Origin of the sequence: Pseudomaricurvus alkylphenolicus, from assembly GCF_011683955.1 — a bacterium.
Lineage (GTDB): Bacteria > Pseudomonadota > Gammaproteobacteria > Pseudomonadales > Cellvibrionaceae > Pseudomaricurvus > Pseudomaricurvus alkylphenolicus.
The window spans coordinates 275167-297669 of record NZ_JAAQPI010000005.1; the positions used below are offsets into that span (position 1 = coordinate 275167).

General features: G+C 53.4%; 16 protein-coding genes. 12 read left to right on the forward strand and 4 right to left on the reverse strand.

Going from position 1 to position 22503, the window contains the following annotated elements; genetic code table 11:
- Positions 1–267: 267 nt before the first annotated feature.
- The 4 genes from HBA55_RS15350 to HBA55_RS15365 all read left to right on the forward strand — a co-directional run bounded on the left by HBA55_RS15350 (position 268) and on the right by HBA55_RS15365 (position 6141).
- On the forward strand, positions 268–2364 hold the full coding sequence (locus tag HBA55_RS15350; protein WP_166993142.1) for a TonB-dependent receptor: 2097 nt from the start codon (positions 268–270) through the stop codon (positions 2362–2364).
- 141 nt (positions 2365–2505) lie between these two features.
- The gene (locus HBA55_RS15355; protein WP_166993145.1) at positions 2506–3720 is read left to right on the forward strand and encodes an MFS transporter; all 1215 of its coding nucleotides are present in this window, start codon (positions 2506–2508) and stop codon (positions 3718–3720) included.
- Positions 3721–3795: 75 nt separating this feature from the next.
- Complete coding sequence (locus HBA55_RS15360) at positions 3796–4830, forward strand: AraC family transcriptional regulator (RefSeq protein ID WP_166993148.1); 1035 nt, start codon at positions 3796–3798, stop codon at positions 4828–4830.
- Between the two features lie 81 nt (positions 4831–4911).
- On the forward strand, positions 4912–6141 hold the full coding sequence (locus HBA55_RS15365) for a zinc-dependent alcohol dehydrogenase (protein ID WP_166993151.1): 1230 nt from the start codon (positions 4912–4914) through the stop codon (positions 6139–6141).
- 1 nt (position 6142) lies between these two features.
- On the opposite strand, the gene HBA55_RS15370 is transcribed toward HBA55_RS15365, so the two are convergent.
- A complete protein-coding gene (locus tag HBA55_RS15370; RefSeq protein WP_166993154.1) occupies positions 6143–7195 on the reverse strand; it encodes an AraC family transcriptional regulator in 1053 nt (350 codons plus the stop codon).
- Between the two features lie 124 nt (positions 7196–7319).
- On the opposite strand from HBA55_RS15370, the gene HBA55_RS15375 reads away from it, so the two are divergent.
- From HBA55_RS15375 to HBA55_RS15405, 7 genes are all read left to right on the forward strand, one after another.
- Complete coding sequence (locus HBA55_RS15375; protein ID WP_166993156.1) at positions 7320–8090, forward strand: SDR family NAD(P)-dependent oxidoreductase; 771 nt, start codon at positions 7320–7322, stop codon at positions 8088–8090.
- 33 nt (positions 8091–8123) lie between these two features.
- Complete coding sequence (locus tag HBA55_RS15380; protein WP_338109416.1) at positions 8124–9128, forward strand: thiamine pyrophosphate-dependent dehydrogenase E1 component subunit alpha; 1005 nt, start codon at positions 8124–8126, stop codon at positions 9126–9128.
- Positions 9129–9153: 25 nt separating this feature from the next.
- Positions 9154–10131, forward strand: coding sequence for an alpha-ketoacid dehydrogenase subunit beta (locus HBA55_RS15385; protein ID WP_166993159.1), 978 nt, complete (start codon positions 9154–9156; stop codon positions 10129–10131).
- 11 nt (positions 10132–10142) lie between these two features.
- Complete coding sequence (locus tag HBA55_RS15390) at positions 10143–11438, forward strand: dihydrolipoamide acetyltransferase family protein (protein WP_166993162.1); 1296 nt, start codon at positions 10143–10145, stop codon at positions 11436–11438.
- Positions 11439–11449: 11 nt separating this feature from the next.
- Positions 11450–12955, forward strand: a complete 1506-nt coding sequence (locus tag HBA55_RS15395) for an aldehyde dehydrogenase family protein (RefSeq protein ID WP_166993165.1) — start codon at positions 11450–11452, stop codon at positions 12953–12955.
- Positions 12956–13068: 113 nt separating this feature from the next.
- Positions 13069–13878: a substrate-binding periplasmic protein gene (locus HBA55_RS15400; protein WP_166993168.1), complete on the forward strand. Its 810-nt coding sequence runs from the start codon at positions 13069–13071 to the stop codon at positions 13876–13878.
- Between the two features lie 199 nt (positions 13879–14077).
- A complete protein-coding gene (locus tag HBA55_RS15405; RefSeq protein ID WP_166993171.1) occupies positions 14078–14821 on the forward strand; it encodes an aldehyde dehydrogenase family protein in 744 nt (247 codons plus the stop codon).
- A gap of 14 nt (positions 14822–14835) precedes the next feature.
- Here HBA55_RS15405 and HBA55_RS15410 read toward each other — a convergent pair whose 3' ends face one another.
- Positions 14836–15741: a LysR substrate-binding domain-containing protein gene (locus tag HBA55_RS15410; protein WP_166993174.1), complete on the reverse strand. Its 906-nt coding sequence runs from the start codon at positions 15739–15741 to the stop codon at positions 14836–14838.
- A 152-nt stretch (positions 15742–15893) separates the two neighbouring features.
- Between HBA55_RS15410 and HBA55_RS15415 the strand changes: the two genes are divergently transcribed.
- Positions 15894–16955 carry a tartrate dehydrogenase gene (locus tag HBA55_RS15415; RefSeq protein ID WP_166993178.1) on the forward strand — a complete coding sequence of 354 codons (1062 nt, stop codon included), beginning with the start codon at positions 15894–15896 and terminating at the stop codon, positions 16953–16955.
- A 70-nt stretch (positions 16956–17025) separates the two neighbouring features.
- Here HBA55_RS15415 and HBA55_RS15420 read toward each other — a convergent pair whose 3' ends face one another.
- Together HBA55_RS15420 and HBA55_RS15425 are read right to left on the reverse strand one after the other, a co-directional pair.
- The gene (locus HBA55_RS15420) at positions 17026–19014 is read right to left on the reverse strand and encodes a CHASE2 domain-containing protein (RefSeq protein WP_166993181.1); all 1989 of its coding nucleotides are present in this window, start codon (positions 19012–19014) and stop codon (positions 17026–17028) included.
- A gap of 17 nt (positions 19015–19031) precedes the next feature.
- Positions 19032–22472 (reverse strand): TonB-dependent receptor domain-containing protein, encoded by a 3441-nt coding sequence (locus tag HBA55_RS15425; RefSeq protein WP_166993184.1) that lies wholly within the window; start codon positions 22470–22472, stop codon positions 19032–19034.
- Between the last annotated feature and the right edge of the window lie 31 nt (positions 22473–22503).

Consider the following 22503-nt stretch of genomic DNA (forward strand, 5'->3'; position numbering starts at 1 on the left):
GGTGTTTACTGTGTCGCGGGAACAACTAGATTAACTCCAGAGGAGAAGGTAATAAGTGGCTTTTAAGGTCTGTTGTGGTGGCTTTTTAGGACAAAGTGTGAAGGTGAGGTCTAGGCCTTAAAAGATACTGAGGTAGTCCTTAAAAGATATTCGAAAATTCGCGGGTACTGCTAGTCTGTTCCCAGGCAGTAAGTGTTGAGAGAGCGATCTCATTTGAGAGCGAAATCTCATCTAATGATAAAAGCCCCGAATGAGGAGAGTTGGACAATGACTTTTAACTATAGACCCCTGACCCTGGCGTTAGCCGTTTTGATGCAACCGAGCCTGGGAATGGCGCAGCAGTTTGAGCTTGAGGAAATTGTCGTTACCGCGCAAAAACGTGCTCAGAGTACGCAGGACGTGCCACTGGCAATCAGTGCGTTTAATGGTGAAGATCTAAAGGCTATGGGGGCAGTGGATTCCAGTTCCATTGTTGCCCGCACACCGGGAATGAACGGTGGCAAGGACTCGGATACCCAATCCGTTATCTCTATTCGTGGAATTGGTACATCGGCGTTTTCTCCCGGTACCGATAATTCCGTGGGTACCTACTATAACGAAGTGCCGGTCAGTCGCACTATTGGTGGCCACGGTTTCCTCGATGTCGAGCGGATCGAGGTGGTGAAGGGCCCGCAAGGCACTTTGTTCGGACGCAATACTTCTTCTGGTGCCATTAGCGTTACTAACAATGCTGCCGAGCTCGAAGCGGATAATTTGGACGTCACCCTGGGTGTAGGCACCGAGAGCTATTCCATGGTGGAAATCGTGGCCAACAAGTCTCTCGGTGACAATGCTGCGATTCGTTTTGCGGGCAAGCACGATGAGCGTGACGGAACCTATTCCGATGTGGATGGAACCGAATTAAACAATCGCGATCACGATCAATATCGAGTATCACTGCAGTGGAACCCTACCGATACCCTTAACGTTAAATGGTTTTACGAACGCTTTGAGAGTGATACGGACTGGGGGCCGGTCGCACGGGACCAGGCGTTTAACAGCAAAGTGGATATCGAAGTACCGCCGTCGGGTTTTGTGGAATCCGACCTGGCTGTATTGAATATCGGCGTTGATCTGGGCGAAGACTATACCTTGACGGCCATCACCGGTTACTACGATAACGAAACCCGTTTTAGTGCCGATATCGATGCCGCTGAAGCCGGCGAAGGCTTTGATATTGGCGAGCTGGCGGAACTCTGGGATATGGAACAGTTCAGTCAGGATTTTCGTATTAATTATAGTGGTGATCGTTTCGATTGGTTTGTCGGCGCCAGCTACTATAACGAAAAAGTTTCCGTTGGCAGTTTTGCGGAGTTGCGCGGGCTGGATATAGGCTTTGGTCCTTTCCCTGATGAAAACGGATTTGGCAGCAACGAAACCGATAGTGTCGCTGTTTATGGTGACCTGATATACCGCCCGACTGACGAGCTGACCTTAACGCTCGGTGCGCGCTATACCCGCGAAGAGAAGGACGCAAGGGTCGATAACGCCGGCATTGTTGTGTTCCCCGCGCAGGCCACAGGCCAACCTCTGCAGGCGAGCGAAGACTGGACCTCTTTCGACCCGCGCTTCGCCATTGACTACGCGTTGAACGAAAACACGCTGATCTATTTTAACTTCGCCCAGGGGTTTAAGTCTGGTGGATTCAATCGTCAGCCCAATGCCTTGCTCACCGGTGTGGACGCAGTGGACCCGGAAGAGAACAACGCGTACGAGATAGGTATCAAAGCCGACTTGCTGGAAAACCGCGCCCGTATTAACGCCGCTTACTTTTTCTACGACTACACTGATTTTCAGAGCGAAGTGCAGCAAAATGGCGTACTCAATATCTTTAACGTAGGCAACCTGGAAACTCAGGGTATTGAGATCGATGCCACCTTCTTGGTGACTCAAAACCTGGATTTGCGATTGGCTTACGCCTGGCTGGACAGCGAAGTGCAAGACGGCTTTGTCGACGACCCTGCCTCCGGAGTGCCAGTTTCCCTGAAGGGTAACGATGGTTTGCGCTCACCGGAAAGCTCCTGGTCTTTGGCGGCCACCCACAGTTACCCCATGGCGCAGGGTGAGCTGGTGTCCCGGCTGGAGTACACCTACACGGATGATATGTTCTACACGGTCACCAACGACCTGCAGGCGGAAGATTATGGTCTGTTGAATCTGCGTCTGGCTTACGTCTCTGGCGACGATACCTGGAGTTTGGCACTGATCGGTGAGAACCTGACTGACGAGGAATATGAGTCTTCGGTTGTGGCGCTGTTTGATGCGCTTTCGGTACCCGGTATGAAGCGTACTGTGCGCGCCGAGGTTCGTTACAGCTTCTTCTAAAGTCTGTGTCGGTACAAGGAAGTACCGGCAATGCACATATTCCGCCAGGTTTGGGCGCCTTCGTAGCAGCGGGCTCAGACCGCGACAAAACCCGATCAATGATACAAACTTAAACTGTACAAAACAGCGGTTATAGGCTTTGTGAGCGATTTACCTATGCAGACTTACCCTACTGATGACTACCTTAATCGTGGCTCAGCCATTACTGCAGCGTTGGTTATCGCCGTTGTGGGGGCGATTTTTTACAATATTTTGCCTTTGACGATTGGTACTTTGCAGGAATATCGACAGTTGTCCGGAGCCCACAGCGGGTTGGTGGGGTCATTGTTTTATGTGGGTTTTAACCTGACCGCCGCCAGCGCGTTTTTTTGGATTCGTCGTATTGACTGGCGGCTGGCCTGTGGCATTGCCATTGTGATTACGGCGTCCTCGCTATTGGTCAACGGCGTCTTCAGCCGCTATTGGGTTCTGTTGACCAGCATTGTTATCGCCGGCGGCGGCTTCGGTGTTCTCTATGCGATCTCCACCACGCTAATCGGCGATACAGAGAACATGAGCCGTTGGTACGGCATTAAAATTGCTCTGGAGGCAGGTGCGGGTGCGCTTTTGTTTCTGGTGCTGCCTTCTACGGTCATCAGCCTTTGGGGGTTTGAGGGCTTGATTATCGTACTGACGGCTATGGTCATTGCGGCAGTTCCGGTGTTACCGTTTTTACCCAGAGGCGGCGTTAAACAGGCCTCGGTAGAGCCGTCGACCAAGGCGACAGTAAACACCACCAATCGTGCGGCAGTAGTCCTTGGTCTGGTGGCGTTGATGGTGTTTTTTACCGGTGAGACCGCCGCCTGGGCATTCGTGGAACGGATTGGAAACTCTGCAGGCATGGACGGCGTTCTGGTCGGACAGATTCTTTCGCTGGCGTTGCTGTTTACCCTGTCTGGCTCGTTTCTGGCAGCGGCGCTGGGGGCACGGTTGGGGTATTGGGTGCCTATGTTATTGGTGACGGGAATCTTCCTGCTGGGACTGACGGGTTTGTTCTTTGCCGCTCACACAGTCATCTATGCAGCCAGTGCCTGCCTGGTGATGTTCTCAGTAGGCTATGGCGTGCCCGTGATGCTTGCCTCCATTGCCAGCCTGGATTTGGATGGCCGTTTTGTGGTGCTTACTGTGCCGGCAGTGGGCCTGGGGGCAATGTTGGCACCGGGGCTGGCGGGGCTAATCAGCGATTGGGCAGGTACCCTGCCTGTGCTGCTGTTCTGCGCAAGCTGTGCCCTGGTGGCCCTGATGCTGCAGTTTTTCTGTTTACGCCAGAGCAAAAACTCTGAATCACATCTCACTTCCGTTCCTCTCCCCATGTAAACCCTACATTGGTTGTTGCAATATGGCTTCGCTCTTCCTAAAGTCAGAAGGAACCAGGGGAAGGCGGATACCACCATGCGCACAACAGACCAGGTTGACGTGATCACCAATAATACCAACGCACTCTACGCCATTAAGCTGCTGGATGAAGCGGTGGCACTCGGTCTTGACCGAGGGGAGTTGCTGGCAGATGCGGGGGTGCATCGCAGCGAAGTCGACAACCCGGAAGCGCACCTGGCCATGGAAAAGTACCTGCGCCTGGTTGAGATTACCATGGACCGGTGCGAGGCTCCGGATCTGGGTTTTCGCGTAGGGGAACATACCTCGCTGATGGAGCATGGTGTACTCGGTTACGCCATGTTGAACAGTGCCAACTTTGCCGAATGTCTGCAGCGTTATTGCCGTTACCAACGCTTGGTCGGGCCTCTGTTTGAAGTGGAAGTGGTCACCGAGGGAGATGTCGCGATGATGTGTACCCGGCCGTTGCCTGGCGGTTGGCAACTTTCCCCCAGTGTTATCCGCTATTACACCCAGGAATGGTTGGCAACAGGTGTGATCTGGGCGTCGTTGATTGGACGCGACTATCTGTTTACCGAGGTGGAGATCGCCCATAGCGCTGAAGGTGGGGAGCAGGCCTACGAGAATCACCTCAAGCTTATGCCTCGTTTTGGTCAATCGGGAACCCGGGCAAAGTTTCCGGCGGAGTGGTTGTCTTTACCACTGCAGGTAGCCAATGAGAGCATCGGCGCAATGTGCGCCCAGCAGTGCGAACGCTTGCTTGATGAACTTTCACACTACCGTGGCTGGGCGGCGGAGGTCTACCGGCAATTATCGCTTTCCCCCGGCGAGATACCCAATATGAATGCCATGGCGGACCGTCTGCATATGGCATCACGAACCTTGCGGCGTCGTTTGGATTCCGAAGGATTGACGTACCAGCAGCTGGTGATTGATTTTCGACTGGCGATGGCCAGGCAATACCTGCGAGAGAGTCAGTTGCCCGTCAATGAGGTCGCAGAGCTGGTGGGTTACGCGAATCCCGCCAATTTTTATCGTACCTTCCTGCGTGCCGAGGGTATGACTCCCCAGAAGTTCAGAACTGTTATTTGAAGGTTCAGAAATGTCATTAAGCGTCGGGGCGGGACTGCCTAGAATAAAACTCATCGATGGTTAATCAGTGAGGAGCCCCAGATGCCAAAGACCAATACCGTGCTTACCATCCCCGAACCCAAGCGCGTCGCCCTGAAGCAGAAACCTTTTCCCAAAATCGCACCGGGTTATTCCCTGATGAAGGTGGAGATAGCGCCAGTATGCATCGAACATCAGGTGTATCTGGAACACCGCATGGAGTGGCACTCCGACGAAGAGCACCAGGGGCATGAGGGTGTGGGCACTATTTGCGAAGTATTGCCGGGTTCGCGTTTTAAAGTGGGTGACCGTGTGATTATGTATCAGGGTAACCCCTGCCAAGAGTGTTTTGTTTGTACCCGTGGACTCAGCCCCACCCATTGCATGGAGATCCCCTACGAGCTGTTTGCCGAAGCCGGTACCCAGGATCCTCGCGCTAACCTGGATATTCTCCAACAGCTGGGAGTGGAATCACCTTTGGATGTACCCGGTGGTCTGAAGGACATCGAAAACAAATGTGGCAGCGAATCCGGTGGCTTTGGCTTCAGTCAGTATCGCATCGGTCCGGATCATATGATCCAGAAGATCCCCGACGATTTGCCGTTTCGTTACGCGGCACTGGCCAACTGCTCTCTTGGTTGTACCTATACGGGCATTGAAGAGATGGGGGTGAAAAAGGACGACTGGGTTATTGTTGCCGGTGTGGGTTTTATCGGCTTTGGTTCCATCATCAACGCCAAGTATCGGGGTGCCAGGGTTATCGTGCTCGGTCGTAATCCGTTCCGAATGGAACAGGCGAAGAAAATGGGCGCCGACTATATTGTCAATCCGGATGATGAGGACTGGCTGGAACAAATCCACGCACTCACGGGTGATCTAAAGGGGGCCGATCATGTGATCGAAGCTTCCGGTTATCCCTATTACCAGAAAAAATGTCTGAAGGCTGTTCGACGATTTGGCAATATGTGGCTGTACGGATTCCTGGTGGAGAACAATGAGCCACTACCCATCCATTTGCTGGATGAGATCCATAACCGTGGCGTTAAACTGAGCGGCAACCACGATGTGCATGTTAAACATCGCGAAGGCCTGCTACGCATGCTCTGTAATCCGGAAGTGCAGAGGATGGCCGATCACCTGATCACCCATGAATACAATATGTCGGAAGGGGCAGAAGCCTTTGAAGCGGCATTGTCAAAAAAAGCCGGCAAGATTTTTCTGTATCCACAGGAGAACTGCCCGAATTCCGGGCCCTCGGCGAGTCTGAGGGAGTTAGAGTCCGCGGTGAGGTAAATCAGTCCGCCAGAGCCTGTTCCCGACAGTGAATAGGTGGAAAACCGTAATACGCCTTAAACGCCCGGCTAAAAGGGCCGGGTTGGGAATAATCCAGTAAATAGGCGATCTCCTGTATCGATATGCGGGTGGCTTCCAGATATTGCCGGGCCAACGTCATTCGCACTTCCAGCACAATTTGTTTGTAACTGGTGTCGGCGCGGTACAGGCGTTTGCGTAACTGTGCGGTGGACAGTCGCAGTGACTCTGCGGCTTCCTCTAACCGTAACATACGCCGGCCGGGACGGCTCAGCAGCAGTTGACGCACAGAATGAGTGGTGTTGGCAATGGGCTCGCCAGGCCCCAGAATCCGTTCGCACATCACATTGCAAACATCAGACATGGCCCAGTTGGCGGTAGCCACGGGCATTTCCAACCAATGGGCTGGAAAGCGGATTTCCGAACGTTCCTGGTCAAACTCATGAGCGCAACAGAATGCCTGCCGGTAGAGCTCTGAGTAGCTTGGGGGAGCAAAGGCAAAGCTGATTTTTGCCTCGGAGAAATCCACCTCGTTGCCCAGCAGCTGGGTGAGCAGATTCCAGTTTCCGGCAAGGCTGTCCTCGATCACATCCTGAAAGTCCCCCATATGGGCCATATAGGGCACTGGGCGCAATACCACCGTATCACCTTCAACTTCGATGATGTCATCGAAGCGATCGGTGGTCAGTTCGTGGTAGCGCATCAGAATATCAATGGCCTTGCCGACGGTGCCGCTGCTGGCCCCGGCATAACCGATCATCCCCAGATCAAGTAAGGACAACTTAGAGAACAAATGTACGGTGATGCCCGGTATTTTTTCGCGGATATGTCTGAGAACTCGCCCCAGCTTTTCATGACTCAGGTTGTGATTATCATCAATGTCGCTGTCGCTGATGCCGGCATGGAGCAAGCCGGCTCTATAGGCAAAATCCTGATCCTGGCCCAGGCACTCCTGCAGCCGCCGCAAGGTATTGGCAAGTATGCGATTTTCCTCGGCTTGGCGTGAAAATGCAGGCTCATGGGCGGTCGATGACATATAGCTCTACGGGATCTGTTGTGGGTGTTCACAAGTGTAAAACGATGGGTCAGAAATGTCATTAAGCACGGCCTGGGGGTGCTCTAAAATATTTCTCAATCAACTGAGTGGGAGGAAACACAGCATGCACACACTGGATAATAAAATTGCGGTGATTACGGGCGGTACCAGCGGAATTGGTCTGGCGGTTGCCAGGAATTTTGTCGCCGCCGGAGCCAGGGTGGTGATCTGTGGCCGACGCGATGCTGCCAAGATAGCACAGGAGATCGGTGCTACTGCCAAAGTTCTGGATGTGACTCAAGAAGCACAGGTTGAAACTCTGCTGCAGGAAGTGAGCGCTGAAGTTGGCAAGATCGATATTCTGGTCAACAACGCGGGTATTGCCGAAGACGGCGATGTTGAAAGTTTCGACTCCGATGCGATGAAGCGCATTATTGATATCAATCTGTTCGGTCCCTGGTATCTCCTCAAACATGCTCCCTGCCACATGAATGACGGTGGCTCTATTATCAATACCGGTTCAGTGGCCGGTTCGGGCATAACGCACGCCGGTTCCGGTGCCTATTCCGCCAGCAAGGCGGGGCTGTCTTACCTGGCTCGTACCAGCGCTATTGAACTCGCCCCCCGAGGTATTCGGGTTAATACCGTCTGCCCGGCTGTCATTGCCGGTACCGGCATGATGGGTGAAGACGACGGCGGTGCCGAGGCTCAGTTTATGGGTGCGCTGACCGCGCTTGGCCGCATGGGACGGCAGGATGAGGTCGTGGGCATTTATAACTTTCTGGCCAGCGATGCCTCCACCTTTATTACCGGCCAGGACGTTCGTGTTGATGGCGGCATGACGGCGGGAATCGGCTTGCCGATTTTCGCCGCCCTCTCTGGCGAATCTCTCTAAGTCGTGCAACGGATCCAAGCAGGAAGTGACATTGTGAACACCGCATTAAAAACCACCACGCTCAGTCATGAACAAAAGGTCAAACTCTTTACCAATCTGGTGAGGGGCAACCACTACGACAAGATGATGTATCGCCGCATGATGCAGGGCAAGTTGATCGGCTTTTACCATCCTGCAGAGGGTGGTGTGGCACCAGGGGTCGGCGCCTGCAGCTTTCTCAATCAGGACGACAACCTCAATCCCCATCATCGCGGTCACGGAATCATCCATATGATCAGCAAGGGAGTGGACGTTCGAACCTTCCTGGCTGAGCACACCGGTAAGGACACTGGTTGTTGTAAGGGGCGTTCCGCCTGGCACTTTTCTTACCCCGAACACAAGGTATACCAGCAGTCGGGCTTTATCGGTCACAACTTTGCTCCCACCGTGGGCTGGGGCTGGGCAGCCAAACGTCGTGGCAAAGGGCAGGTGGTGATGAACTGCTCCGGCGATGGTTCTTACGGAGAAGGCCGTGCCCATGAGTCTTTGTTAATGGCACAAAACTGGAAGCTTCCAGTGATTTTCTTCTGTGAAAACAACTCCATGGCGATCTTTGCGTCCGCAGAAGAAATGCACCCTCTGCCGGATATCTCCTCCCTGGCGCAGGGATTTGGTATGCCCGCCATGGTGGTTGATGGCCAGGATGTGTTCGCCGTGGCTGAGGCTGCTCTAGTTGCCATCGATCGGGCGCGACGCGGCGAAGGACCGACGTTTGTCGAATGTAAGACACAGCGCTTTAAAGAACACGATATTGGCACCCCTGACCTGCGTGGCTGGGAAGAGCGCAGTGACGAAGAACATCAGCAAATGCGCAACCGCGAGCCGGTAACTCTGGCCACGGAAAAGGTGCTGGCAGACGACGTGTTAACCCAATTGCAAATCGAGGACATCCACGAAGCGGCGCTAAGAGAAATCGAAGAGGTCGAAGCCTTTGCCGACAACAGTGAGATCGCTAATCCCACCGAAGAAGAATTGATGGCAGCCGTTTTTGCTGACTGACCCGCTGCCAACCGGAGAATAAATCATGAGAACTTTGACGCTGATTGATGCCATCAAAGAGGCTTACCAGGAAGAGCTGCGCCGGGACGATGACGTCTTTATGGTGGGCCAGGATATTCGCGGTGGGATTTTTCCGCATACCAAGGGACTGGTGGAAGAATTCGGATCTGATCGTATCCTGGATACACCCATCGCCGAGTCCGGTATGTATGGCGTGGCACTGGGAGCGGCCCAGGAAGGTATGCGGCCAATCGTTGATTTTATGTTTGGCGGATTTTCCTATGTAACTTTTTCTGAATGCTCGGTGACCACCGGTCAATATCATTTCTTGCACGGCTCCCAGAGAGCCCTGCCGATCACCATGACGGCGGGCGTGGGCACCGGCCAGCGCCTGGCCAACGATCACGCCATGAGCATACACGGCACTTTTGCCCATCATCCGGGCATCAAGGTTGCCATGCCTTCGACGCCCTATGATGCCAAAGGCATGTTCAAGGCGGCCATTCGGGATAACAATCCGGTGATGATTCCCTGGCATATGGGCATCATGATGCTGAAGGGTGAGGTGCCGGAGGAGGATTATGTGGTGCCCCTGGGGGTAGCCGATATCAAACGAGAGGGAACCGACGTTACGGTGCTGGCCAACAGCCTGCAGCTGCAAAATGCACTAAAAGTCGCGGACAAATTGCACGGCGAGGGCATCAGTTGTGAGGTAATCGATCCGCGCTCGTTTGTGCCCTTTGATTTGGAAACGGTGCTACGTTCGCTGGAAAAAACCAACCGACTGGTTGTGGTTGACGAGGACTGGGAGTCGGGCTCGTTTGCCAATACCGTATCCGCCAAGGTGATGGAGCAGGGATTTGATTTGCTCGATGCCCCGGTAACGCGAGTCACTTTGCCGGATATGCCTGTGCCGGGTGGATATATGGAGGATTATATTGCTCCCAACGTCAACAAAATTGAAGCGGCCATTCGTAGCGTGTTGGCCCGTATTGCGGCTTGAGGAGAAAAATCATGGGAATTGCTTACACCATGCCCAAGCTGGCAATGGCGATGAATGAGGGCACTATCAACGAGTGGTTGGTTCAGCATGGCGCCAAGGTGCAGAAGGGCCAGCAGATTATGAATGTGGAAACCGAGAAGGTATCCTACGAATGCGAATCGCCTGAAGAAGGGTTCTTGTGCATTGTGGTGCCCGAAGGAGAAACAGTGCCCTGTGATACCACCATTGCTCATTTCTGTGCCAGTGAGGAAGAGGTTAACAACCTGCTGGGTGAAAACGACTCATCCGCGCCGTCGCCAGAGACTGATGCGCAAACTTCAGAATCGACTGTGGATGAATCTGCGGACGCAAGCGCAACCAGAACGCCGCTCGAATCCGTTGTTGACAAAGGCTACGAAGCAGGTCGAGTGAAGTCTTCACCCGTGGCACGCAAGCTGGCCCGTGAAAATAATCTGGATATTACCCGGATTGAGGGAACCGGCCCCGGTGGTCGCATCATAAAATGCGATGTGCTTGCAGCCGTAGAGAATCGCATTGAGCCTTCTCAGGCGACCTCTGCATCGCCATTGGCAGTTCCCCCTACGGAAGGGACCAACGTCAAAGCCCGAATTCCCATCAAAGGCATGCGTAAGACCATCGCCGACCGTATGCAACAGAGTTTGCAAACAACGGCGCAGCTGTCGTCCAACTGGGAATCCGACGTTACCGACCTGTTGGCCCTGAGGCAACGATTTGTGCAACGGCAGGAACAGCTGGGTACCAAGGTTTCGGTAAACGCCTTTTTAATCAAAGCTATTTGTTGCGCCATAAAACAGGTACCCATTGCCAATGCCTGCCGGGAAGGTGATGAAGTTGTGATCTATGATTCGGTCAATATGGGAATCGCTATTGCGGTGCCCGGTACCACTGAATTTGACAGCGGTCTTATGGTTGCTGTGTTGCATGGGGTGGAGCGTATGGGCGTGGCGGAAATTGATCTTGAGATGAAAGCGTTAATCGGTCGGGTCAGAAACGGCGAGGCCCGCCCGGAGGATTTGTCCGGCTCGACCATTACAATGTCTTCCACAGCGGGTATTGCACCTCCGGGTATGACGGCAACTCCAGTATTGAATCTGCCCAATGTCGGCCTGGTTGGCCCTTCCACACCGCAGCAGAAACCGGTGATTTATAATGGAGAAATGGTGGCGCGCACTATGTTGCCCATGAGTTTTACCTTTGATCACAGTGCAATGGATGGAGAGCCCGCAGCGCGATTTATGTCTGCATTGCATGAAGTCCTGGAGACGCCCGAACTGATGTTGGCCTAAGGGGTATTATTGTGGATTCATTGATTCAAAAATTACTGTGCAAGTACGGAGCAACCGGAGAAACCCATCGATTCTTTGGTCAGCATCACAAAATGTATATCAACGGTGAGTTTACTGACGCCAGTGATGGTTCGATGTCTGAGGTGTTGGAGCCCTGTACTGAAGCACTGCTTGCCAGAGTTCCTGCGGCCAGCACCGAGGACGTCGATCGCGCGGTGGCCGCCGCTCGTTATGCATTTGATCAGGGCGAGTGGTCTAACTGGAAGCCGGCTCAACGTGAACGGCTGCTCAATTGTTTGGCGGATCTGGTTGAAGAAAACGCCCAGACGATAGCCGAAATCGAATCCCTGGATGCCGGCAAAGCCATCGAGGGTTGCAAGGCGGTAGACATCGCCGGCTCCGTTGACCTGCTGCGCTATATGGCAGGTTGGGCACGCAATATTGAGGGCAGTACTCGCCAGGTATCTGCTCCCGGTGAACATTTTGCTTGTACTTTAAAGCAACCGATCGGTGTGGTCGCGGCTATTGTACCCTGGAACTGGCCATTTAATATGGCCATTTGGAAGTTGGCGGCGCCGCTGGCGACGGGTTGTACCCTTGTGCTTAAGCCTGCACAAATTACACCGTTGAGCATGTTGTTTTTTGCCGGGCTGTGTGAACAAGCCGGCGTTCCCAAAGGGGTGATTAATATCATTACGGGTAAAGGCAGCAGTGTCGGCAATGCACTGGTGGCGCACCCCAACGTAAACAAAGTATCTTTCACGGGTTCGACGCCCGTGGGTAAAACCGTGGCAAAAGCAGCAATGGACAATATTAACCCGGTCACTCTGGAGCTGGGCGGTAAGTCACCCATGGTGGTTTTTGAGGATGCCGACATTGATCAGGTGGTTGAAGCCACCCAGCAGAGTATCTTTTTTAATACCGGTCAGGTTTGCAGCGGCGGTTCTCGGTTGTACGTGCATCGTTCCATTTATGAAGAGGTGATTGAGGCGGTAGCAGATCGTGCAGAGGTGATGAAAATCGGTTTTTCCCTTGACCCGTCAACGGAGATGGGTCCGGCTATTTCGGCGGATCAGCAAAGCACGGTTCTGGACTATATCGAAGTGGGGCGTGAAGAAGGGGCTCGTCTGGTGTGTGGTGGGCACCGCCCGGATGACGCCGGTTACTTTGTGCAGCCAACGATCTTCGCAGACTGTAACAACAATATGCGTATTGTGCAGGAGGAGATTTTTGGTCCCGTATTGGCGGTGATCCCCTTCGATACCGAGGAGGAGGCGCTTGAGCTGGCCAATGACAATATCTATGGTCTGGCGGCGAGCGTGTTTACCAGGGATTTTTCCCGTGCGATGCGATGTGTGCAAAGGCTTGAGGCTGGGACTGTCTGGGTAAACACCCACGATATGATTGACAGCAATACCCCGTTTGGCGGGGTAAAACAGTCGGGTTTTGGTAAAGACTTGGGGCCTGAGCAATTGGAGCATTTTCTTGAGACCAAATCTGTTTGGATGACGTTATAACCCCCCGATAGAAAATTATTGGCAATAAAATGGACACATCAGGTAATCGGGTGCTTGCTGCAGTCTGTTAAGCTGGTTATTCCGTCAATAGCTGCTTCAAGGCAGGGTTATCTATGCATGCACTTCTGTGGATTCTCGGTGCTCTGCTGCTGTTAAGTGGTTCTGCGAGCACCGGAGCTGACAATCAGGGTCTCAGGTTACACATGGCGGGGGTTGAATACCGTAAACCATTCGAATATCTGGAGGGCGGTGAAGTCAAGGGTGTCAGCATTGATATCGCCCGTGCCGTCTTTGCTGATATGGGGGTTGATGTGTCTATTGAACTGCTGCCCCTCAGACGGTTAATTCGGGATCTCAAGACTGGCCGCATCGACGGCAGTGTAATCTGGGTGCCGGAACTTGACGCGATGGTGGACGGTGTTATTCGCACAGGTGTACCTCACTACTATTCACGAACCAGCTTTTTTGCGCTCAAGAATATCCCGCTAAACTTGGATCGAGCGTTTGGCAGCTACCGGCTAGGAATTATGGGGCCGACCGAGAACGTCCGCGTGCGCTTTCCCGACTCTCACATCGTGTCCTACAAAGACGACTACCTTCTTGTCAAAGCGCTTAAACGCGGTCGCGTTGATATCATCGCACTTGAAGATGCTGTTATCGACGAAGTGGCGAAAACGCTGAAGATTGCAGACCAGATCACCCATGTGGCGCTGGAGACTTATCTGCGATCATACGCGGCGTTTTCGTTCAATGCGCTGGGGCTGAGAGCAGAAAATTATCGACGGCGCTATGAACGCAGTCTTCTCAAATTGAAGCGCTCCGGCGTGATCAGAAATATCCTTGATCGGTACAGTGACCTTAGTCACTACAGTCACTATGGCGAGACAATGACAGAAACCCTGATCGCCACACACCTGAAATAGCAGGTATTCGATAGGCTGGTGGTTCTATTATCCTATGCGGCCAAACGATTAACATCGCCATTTATCGCCATTGTGCGATGGTCTTCATCTTCAGTACGCTGGTGCAAGCGTTCGATAACACTTCAGGAGATTCAGTCCATGGCTCGTATACCCGCACAGCGACTACAAACATACCGAAAATTTCCGGCCGGCGTGGTAAATGTGCTGGCGGAAAATTATGGCCGCCGGTGCTGATAGTCTTAAACAGCTGACACTGGAGCTCGGTGGCAATGACGCGGGTATTGTATTGGACGATGCTGATCCGAAAGAGGTGGCACCGGGGATTTTTGCTACCGCGTTTATGAATAGTGGCCAGGTGTGCGCGGCCCTCAAGCGCCTCTATGTACACGACAGTATTTACGACGCCGTGTGCGATGAGGTTGCCAGTCTGGCCAAGGCCGCAGTTGTTGGAGACGGTGCAGATCCTCGAACCCAGTTTGGCCCGGTACAAAACCGGGCGCAATATGAAAAGGTCTGTGCCTATATCAACGATGCCAAAGCTAACGGTAAGGTGATTGCCGGTGGAATGATTCCGGAGGGGCCTGGATTCGTGTTGCCACTGACGGTGGTACGCGATATTGAGGATGGAACTGCGGTGGTGGATGAAGAGCCTTTTGGGCCTATTTTGCCGATTCTTCGCTATAGTGATCTTGATGATGCCATCAGACGAGCCAATGGGTCTGAGTTCGGGTTGGGTGGGTCCGTGTGGTCTTCCAATGTTCAGCGGGCGCAGGCATTGGCGTCGAGGCTCGAGTGTGGTTCTGCCTGGGTAAACCAGCACGCTGCCTTCGCGCCTAATATACCTTTTCCAACCTGCAAACAGTCGGGCATTGGCGTGGAGTGGGGAATGGAAGGGTTGGAGCAATTTACCCGCCTGCAGGTTATTAATATCTCCAAACAGTAAACGAGGAAAAAGTTTTATCCTCGTTTATATTCAACAATTGCCTCGGCCAGCAGGCGTGCCGGCAGCGTTAACTGGTCAGGGTGGTGATGGACAAGATGGACGGACTGCTGAACCGCCATGGGCGGTTCAAGAAGAGTGATCAAACGCCCTTCGCGTAGGTCTTTTCCTACTTCGCTGCCATCAGCCAGGACAATACCCAACCCCAGCTTCGCTGCGTGAATGGCCTGAAACCCATAGTCCATGTAGAGGTTTTGCTGGTTGCGGTCCGGTTGCAGATGATTTAGCTGAAACCAGCGCTGCCATTGGCTGATGCGATCGTGAATTAAGGGATAGGCCAACAGATCCTCGGCATTTTGTACAGGCGTATCCGCCCGTACCAGTTTGGGGCTGCAAACTGGAATGTAGGACTCTTGATATAGCGGGGTCACCATGCGCAGGGTTTCCACCGGTTCGCCCAAGCATACTGCCACATCAAATTCTGCGGGCAGGGTTTGCTGTCGTGGCGTCAGCGTGATCAGACGCAGCGTTATTTCGGGGAAGCGCTGGTGAAACCCGCCCAGCACTTCCATCAGCCAGCCCATGGCGATGGTGGAGGTGGAGGCTACCACCAGCTCTCCGCTCATGCTTTCGGGATCGAGATAGGCTAACCCATCGGTCAATTCGGCAAAGGCGCTTTGTACGCTCCTCAAAAGTCGATTACCAGCGGTGGTCAGGCTCAGGCGGTTGTGCTGGCGGTGAAACAGCGCCACTCCTAATTGTTCCTCCAGTTGGCGAACATGACGACTCAGGGCCGTGTGGGAGATGTTCATCTCCTCGGCGGCGCGGCGGACGTGGCAGTGACGCCCGACGGCTTCAAAGGCCTTGAGAGCGCTGAGGGGTAGGTTACGGAGGGTGAGGGAGGCAGGGCTGGATGGTTTCATGGTGCTTTTTTGTTACCAACTTGGTCTAATATGGCTGCTTTCTGGAAAGCATAGCATTCCATATACTCTTGTCTTGTGGCAACGATAAAATATTCTGATTTAGTTTGCTCCATTCACTGTTTCAACATTGATCCGAGATAGAGGACCCACCCATGACAACACTTAACATTGCGGTAATTCCTGGAGACGGCATCGGCAAGGAGGTTATTCCCGAGGGAATACGGGTGTTGGAGGCCGCCGGAGCAATTCATGGTATCGAGTTTCAATGGACGGAGTTTGACTGGTCTTGCGAAACCTACCATAAAACCGGCCGTATGATGCCGGAGGGTGGCATTGATCAGCTGCGGGGCTTTGATGCTGTTTATCTCGGGGCTGTGGGTTTTCCCGGAGTGCCTGATCATATTTCCCTTTGGGGGCTGTTGATTCCTATTCGTCGCGAGTTCGATCAGTATATAAATTTGCGACCGGTACGACTGTTCGATGGCGTTCCTTGTCCATTGGCTGGCAAGAAACCGGGCGATATCGATATGTATGTGGTGCGTGAGAATGTTGAGGGTGAATACTCGAATATTGGTGGTATTCAGTACGAGGGTACAGATCAGGAGCTGGTGGTTCAGCAGAGTGTGTTTACCCGTCGTGGTACGGATAGGGTGATGCGGTATGCGTTTGAGTTGGCGAATCGGCGCCCCGGCAAGCATATCAGTTCTGCCACCAAGTCTAACGGTATTATTCATTCGATGCCGTTTTGGGACGGTCGTTTTGCAGAGATGGCGAAGGCATTCCCAGATGTGAAAACCGATCAGTTTCATATCGATATTATGACGGCGAATTTTGTGCGCATGCCGGAGTTTTATGATGTGGTCGTGGGGTCGAATCTGTTTGGGGATATTCTGTCTGATCTTGGGCCGGCGGTGACAGGTACTATTGCTATTGCACCTTCGGCGAATATTAACCCGGAAAGAAATTTTCCGTCTATGTTTGAGCCGGTGCATGGCTCTGCGCCTGATATTGCAGGGCAGAATATTGCCAACCCTATTGGTACGATTTGGGCTGGTGCGATGATGTTGGAACATCTCGGGTACCGTGAGGTTCATGATACGGTGATGGAGGCTGTGGAGCGCGTATTGAAAGAGGGCGCCGGACTTACCCGTGATATGGGAGGGACGGCGAGTACTCAGGAGCTGGGGCGTGCTATAGAAATGGCAGTTGGTTAGGTTTATTGATTTCTCTTCACTACTTTTGGGGCATTTTGGTTTGTGCCCCTGTTTTTTTAGTGTGGATTTGTTATTTGCTGTCTACGATCACATCGCCATTCCAACGGCGCATGTCTGGTGGCGAATTTCGATAGGTTTGCAGAATCTTGAGATAGTACTGGGAGGGGCCATCGCCGCCGCGTTGCGTCTGGCATTGCTCAAACCCCTGCCGCGCTTCTTCAAAATCACCCGCCTGAAAGGCGTCCAGCCCCAGGGAAAAACTCTCAATCCAGGGTTCGCCTTCCCGGCAGTCTACCAGTACCTCGTAAAGGGGTACTGAGTCCTTTTTGCCCAACAGTTGAAAGCGTCCTACCGGACGATGATTGAAGGATTCGCTGGTCTGATCCAGGGTGTCCTGATCAATCAGAATACTGGTGCCGAGATACTTGTTAAAACCCTCAATGCGCGAAGACAGGTTAACCGCATCGCCAAGGGCGGTGTAATCGAAACGATAGGTGGAACCCAGATTTCCGACCAGGCACTCCCCGCTGCTAATGCCGACCCGCGTCGTGAGTGTATGGCCGTAGATTTTCTGCGAGCGAATCGTATGGATCATGGTACTGGCGGCGTGGACAGCGTGGTCTGCTTTGTTCTCGTCCTCCAGGGGAGCTCCCCAGATAGCAAACACGGCGTCGCCGATATATTTAATTACCGTACCGTGAGTTTCCAGCACATCCTTGGTCATCATTTCAAAATAGGCATTTAATACGCGACCCAGTTCTTCAGGATTGGTGTGCTCTGATAGCGAGGTGTACCCCTGCAAATCCGTGAACATCACAGTGATGGGTTTCATTTCACCCCCGGGCGTGAGATCAAAACCGCTTTTGGCCACTTTTTCGGCAATGACAGGAGAGATGTAGGAGGAGAAGGCCGAAATCAACTTGCGTTCTTTGCTGGCGGCCACATAGTAACGCTGGATGGTGGAAATCAATAGTGCCAGCGGCAATTGAATCGTCAAAGGCATCAGCCAGTTAAAGAATATCAGCTGTTGCCAACAGATCCAGATGCTCAGTGAACCGAACACCAGTGCGTACAGCAGGGCCAGAAAAATTGTGACTTTCAAGGGGATGTAGTAAAAGGAGGCGACGAACGCTGCTGCCAGTATCACTACCACCAACAAGTCAAAGAAAGCACCTGTTCGAACCAACCAATCTCCCTTGACTAAATTGGAGAGCACGTTGGCGTGCACCTCGACCCCGGGTGCAAACGGGTGGCCACGCAGGGAGTAGGGGGTCAGAAAACTGTCTCGCATATCACCACTGAAGCCCGTTGCGTATTTGCCGCCAATCAGAACAGTTTTACCGGTAAAATAATCTTCAGGTACTCCCTCGTCGTCCAGCGCCTGAGAGAAGCTGATAGAATCCACGGTGCCGGGAGGCCCCAGGTAGTTAATCCAGAGTTCCCGGTCGGGAATTTCGCTGGCGGACTGGCCCTTTTGTCGTCGGAGCTCCTCTGCAGCTAACCAGCTGGCGTTCTTGATGGGTATATCGCCAGAGCCCAGGTTCATGCGCCTGACACCGAAGTCCGGGTCTACGGGGTCCAATGTCAGTAATCCCCAGCCAAAGGTGGGTTCTCTAAGTGTTAATAAAGGCGCGGCCACGGCTCGCTCGATGACCCCCATATTGCGCTGAGCCTTGACGCTCGCTCCAAGAATCACCCGACCGCTACGCTTGATGGCCGCCTCAAAGGCCGCATCTGCCTTTTTGTCTGAACTGGCGACATCAAACAGAATATCGTAGATCACCAGGTTGGCTTTCTGGCGAGTGAACTTGTCAAGCAGGCTGGCGTGCAAGCGTCGGTCCCAGATTCGATCCAGAGGTTGCTTGAGTTGTTTGTGGGCGGTCTCGTCGAGATACACAATGACGATTTCCTCGGTCTGAGCCAAGGGGCGAAACACAAACAGAAGATCGAAGCTGAGACGCTCCAGGCCATTGCCCAGGCGGCTGAAATTCACCAGAATGCCGGCCAAAATCACCATGGTGATGCTGATAAGCAGAGAGCGGGTGTGTTGGGTCAGCATACCTTGCCCGGGGCTTCCTAGAGGTTGAGGTTGAGTGTGATCCTGGCGGTGCGCCGGGATTGGATTTCAGCGCGGGGAATCAGACTGTTGATGCGGGGCTCCTCGTCCTCCAGGTTGTCCACGCGCAGCTCCACTTGCCAACGTTGGCGCTGGCTGCGATAGCCGAGGCGAAAGTCGCTGGAGCTGAAATCATCTTGCTGTTCAACACCATAAAAGCCGCTGTCCTGGGGCCAATAAAATGTCGAGTCCAGTCGTGCAAAGATTCCCAGTGGATGATTGTAGGCGGCCATGACACCGAAGCTTTGAAGGCGGGCGCGGGTATCGGTGGACGTGAGCCCGGTGATCAAGGGATCGGTAACGACAGCGTCTACACCCAGCAGACCGGTTTCCAGATCCGACTGCACAAATTCGTAACGCGCGCCCACCGACCAGTATTGAGACAACAATTGATTGGCACTCAGAGATATATTTTGTTCTCGATATTCAAGCCGATTGGTCAGTGCCTGTGGAGTCGTTTGTCGGGTTAAAAGATCGTAATCAAAAGCCCCGAGCCGCTCATTACCCCGCTGCTGTATCCACTGGTATTGCGCATCCAGGAACAGATCGGCGGAAGGGCTGTATTGCAAACCGATGCCAGCAACATCAAAACGCGATCCGGAAACATCCGGTGCGATCGGGATAAGTGAACGATAAGTCTGAACAAAACCGGCTAACAATGAGGGTTCCAGGCGCAGGCTTTGGTCCGCAGCAAAACCGCCCAACGAGCCGCTGTAAGCTGCACGTAAACGCCATTGCGGTGCCGGACTCCAGTTTAATCCGAGTTTTGGTGACCAGCGTTGCTCCCGAAAGCTGCCCCCTGTCGCCGGTGGCGAATCAATATGTCGCGGTGCTTCGAGCCACTCATAGGCCAGGCCCAAGGTCAAATCCAGTTGCGACTCCAGTCCCAATGTCAGGTAGGTGTAGGCACTGGTGCGTTCCAGGTCTTCGCTCAGTCGCGTGACCGATACCGGATCTGCAAAAAAGGGTCGGGTGGCACCGGTGAGGTGGTCCAATTGTTCATCTAAGGTAATATCGCCGCGTTGCAACCGCAGGCCGCTGATCCACAATCGTTCGGCGTTCTGCTGTATATGATTAAGTTCCAGTGAGGTCAGTTTTTCTTCGGCCATGCCGGAGGATTGGAAAGGTAAATTGAGGCCGGAGGTGGTTTCTCCCTCAGCGCCCTGTGTAAATATCATAGGTACAGACGGTGTTTCAAAACGGGTTTCGGCATCGTAGCGGCTGATGAGCAACAGCGTATCACTTCCCGGCCGATGGCGGTGGTGAAAGCCCAGTGTATAAACATCAATATCCGCGTCGATATCGCCGTCAATTTCGCCGCCAAAAAAACCTGCATCGACATCTGTGCTGCTGTCTTCGAGTTGCAGATACACGCTGGTTTGCTCAGTGAGATGGTGTTTGATCTGCAGGCTCAAGAGCCCGGTATCAAAATCCGTCTCCACCGAGTCGGCTTCGAAGAAGTTCAGGGAACCCCCAATACTTGCATCCAAAACCACGCTGGTGCGGTGACTATTCAGGTAAGCACTGATCTCACTCAGGCTTTCATGGTCTTCATCGAGATAGGCATTGACGTCCAAGCCGTAACGCTTGTTGTTAAAAAACGCGGAGTATTCCTGATTGCTGACAAACCGCGAAAGTGTACCGGTTTGCGCAGGGGCTAACAGATTCGCCAGCAGCAGTTCACTGGCAATCGCCGCCTCAGTACGCAACAGATCCGTGCCGGTTTGTCGGGTCAGGCTGTCCGCCATATAACGATGGGCGGAATAATTGCTGTAATCGTCTTCGATAGCCTGGCTGGCGTAGCGGACAGCTCGAGTGGACATGCCCAGGCTTTCATAAATGGCTGCCAGATTGGTTTTGCGTACCGACAGGTCCTGATCAAGCAATAACCGCGATCGAAACAGATTACGATTGTCGTTCAGTTCGATGGCCCGGTGCATGGAACGGGCTGCATCAGAGTATCGATTCTGTTGTTTGTCCAACAAGGCGCGATAAAACAGCGGGGTGGGGTCCTGAGTATCCAGCGCCTGCGCCAATACCAGCTCTTGACGGGCCTTATCCTGAAGTTCATTTTCCGCCAGGGCTTTACCGAGATAGCTGCGCAATAGCGAGCGATTGGGTTCCATAGCAGCCGCCAGTTTGATGGATTCCAGCCCCTCATTGGCTTGCCCTTGCCGAAATGCCTGCAGACCGTCTCCCAGCCAGCTTTGGGCAAAGTCCGCGTCCAGTGCCAACGCCTGTTGAAAATAGGGCAGAGATTCCTCTGTCGCTGCTGCCGATAAAAAACCCTGCAGCGAGATTGACATGGGATTATTAGGGGAAAGCTCCAAGCTACGGCTGAGAGATTCTCTCGCATCCCGAAGTTCACCGCTACTGAATTGGAGTTCCGCCAGTCTTGCCAAGATTGGGCCAAAACTGTCGCTTCTCTGCAGCGCTTGTTGGGCCGCCGCCAGCGCACCGGGAATGTCTCCACGAGACTGTTTCCAATAGGAATAGGCCAGCCATTCAGAAGCATTGTTTGTGGGAGCAACTTGCTCGTGGGAGGCAAAGGTGACCGCATCAAACATCTTGCGCAATGACTGTAGCAGGGGGCTTTTGTCAGCGGCGTCCATCAAGGCCTTTGCGTCGTCCAATTGTCCTGCCATGAGCTTGAGGTTGGCCCGGTAAAGCTGGGCATCATTGCCGGTCAAGGTCTGTTGGGCCAAACCGGTGGCAACGGCGGCTTTGAGATTGCCCTGTTGATAGTGTTGGAGTGATTCCTGCAGCCGCCTGCGATCCTGATCATTGAGCTGTAATTCTGAAGGCACCAGTACCGGGGGATAATAGAGCCATTGGTGCAGCTCCCGGTAGTTGTTGCTCAGCGACGATGTCTGAATCTCTCGACTCGGTCCCAGCATGGCAACTTCACCGCCTGCCAGACTGACGGAATGTCCCTCGCTGGTAATGTCCACGCCCCCCTCGACCATGGCGTAGGTTGTCGCGCCCTGGCGACTGACGCTGAGATTAAACTCCGTGCCCCGTATGGCCCCGGTGGCGGAGGGAGTCAGGATTTCCACGGCTTCGGGTGTGCTGCGACTAAAGAAATAAAACAGACCCTCTATGATGCTGAGTGCTACAGAGTTGTCGGGTTGGGAGGGAGGAACAAGATCAACCAGGCTGAGTTCATCAATCCTCAGAATGGCTCCGGTGGAAAGTTTGATGGCGGCGCGGCTGTCATCCCCGGTACGCAGTCGTGTGTTTGCGCCCACCTGTTGTCCCTTGGCGGCGTCGTGCCAGATTTTTCCGTCCACAGAATAATCAACGTCGCCACGAACCGAAACGATTGTCGCGCTGAAAGGTACCTCGCCAAAAACAGTGGACGTCGCCAATAGAGCGATCAAGCAATACAATCCCAGCCTCATTATCCCTTCCGTTATTATTCGTTCTGCAACA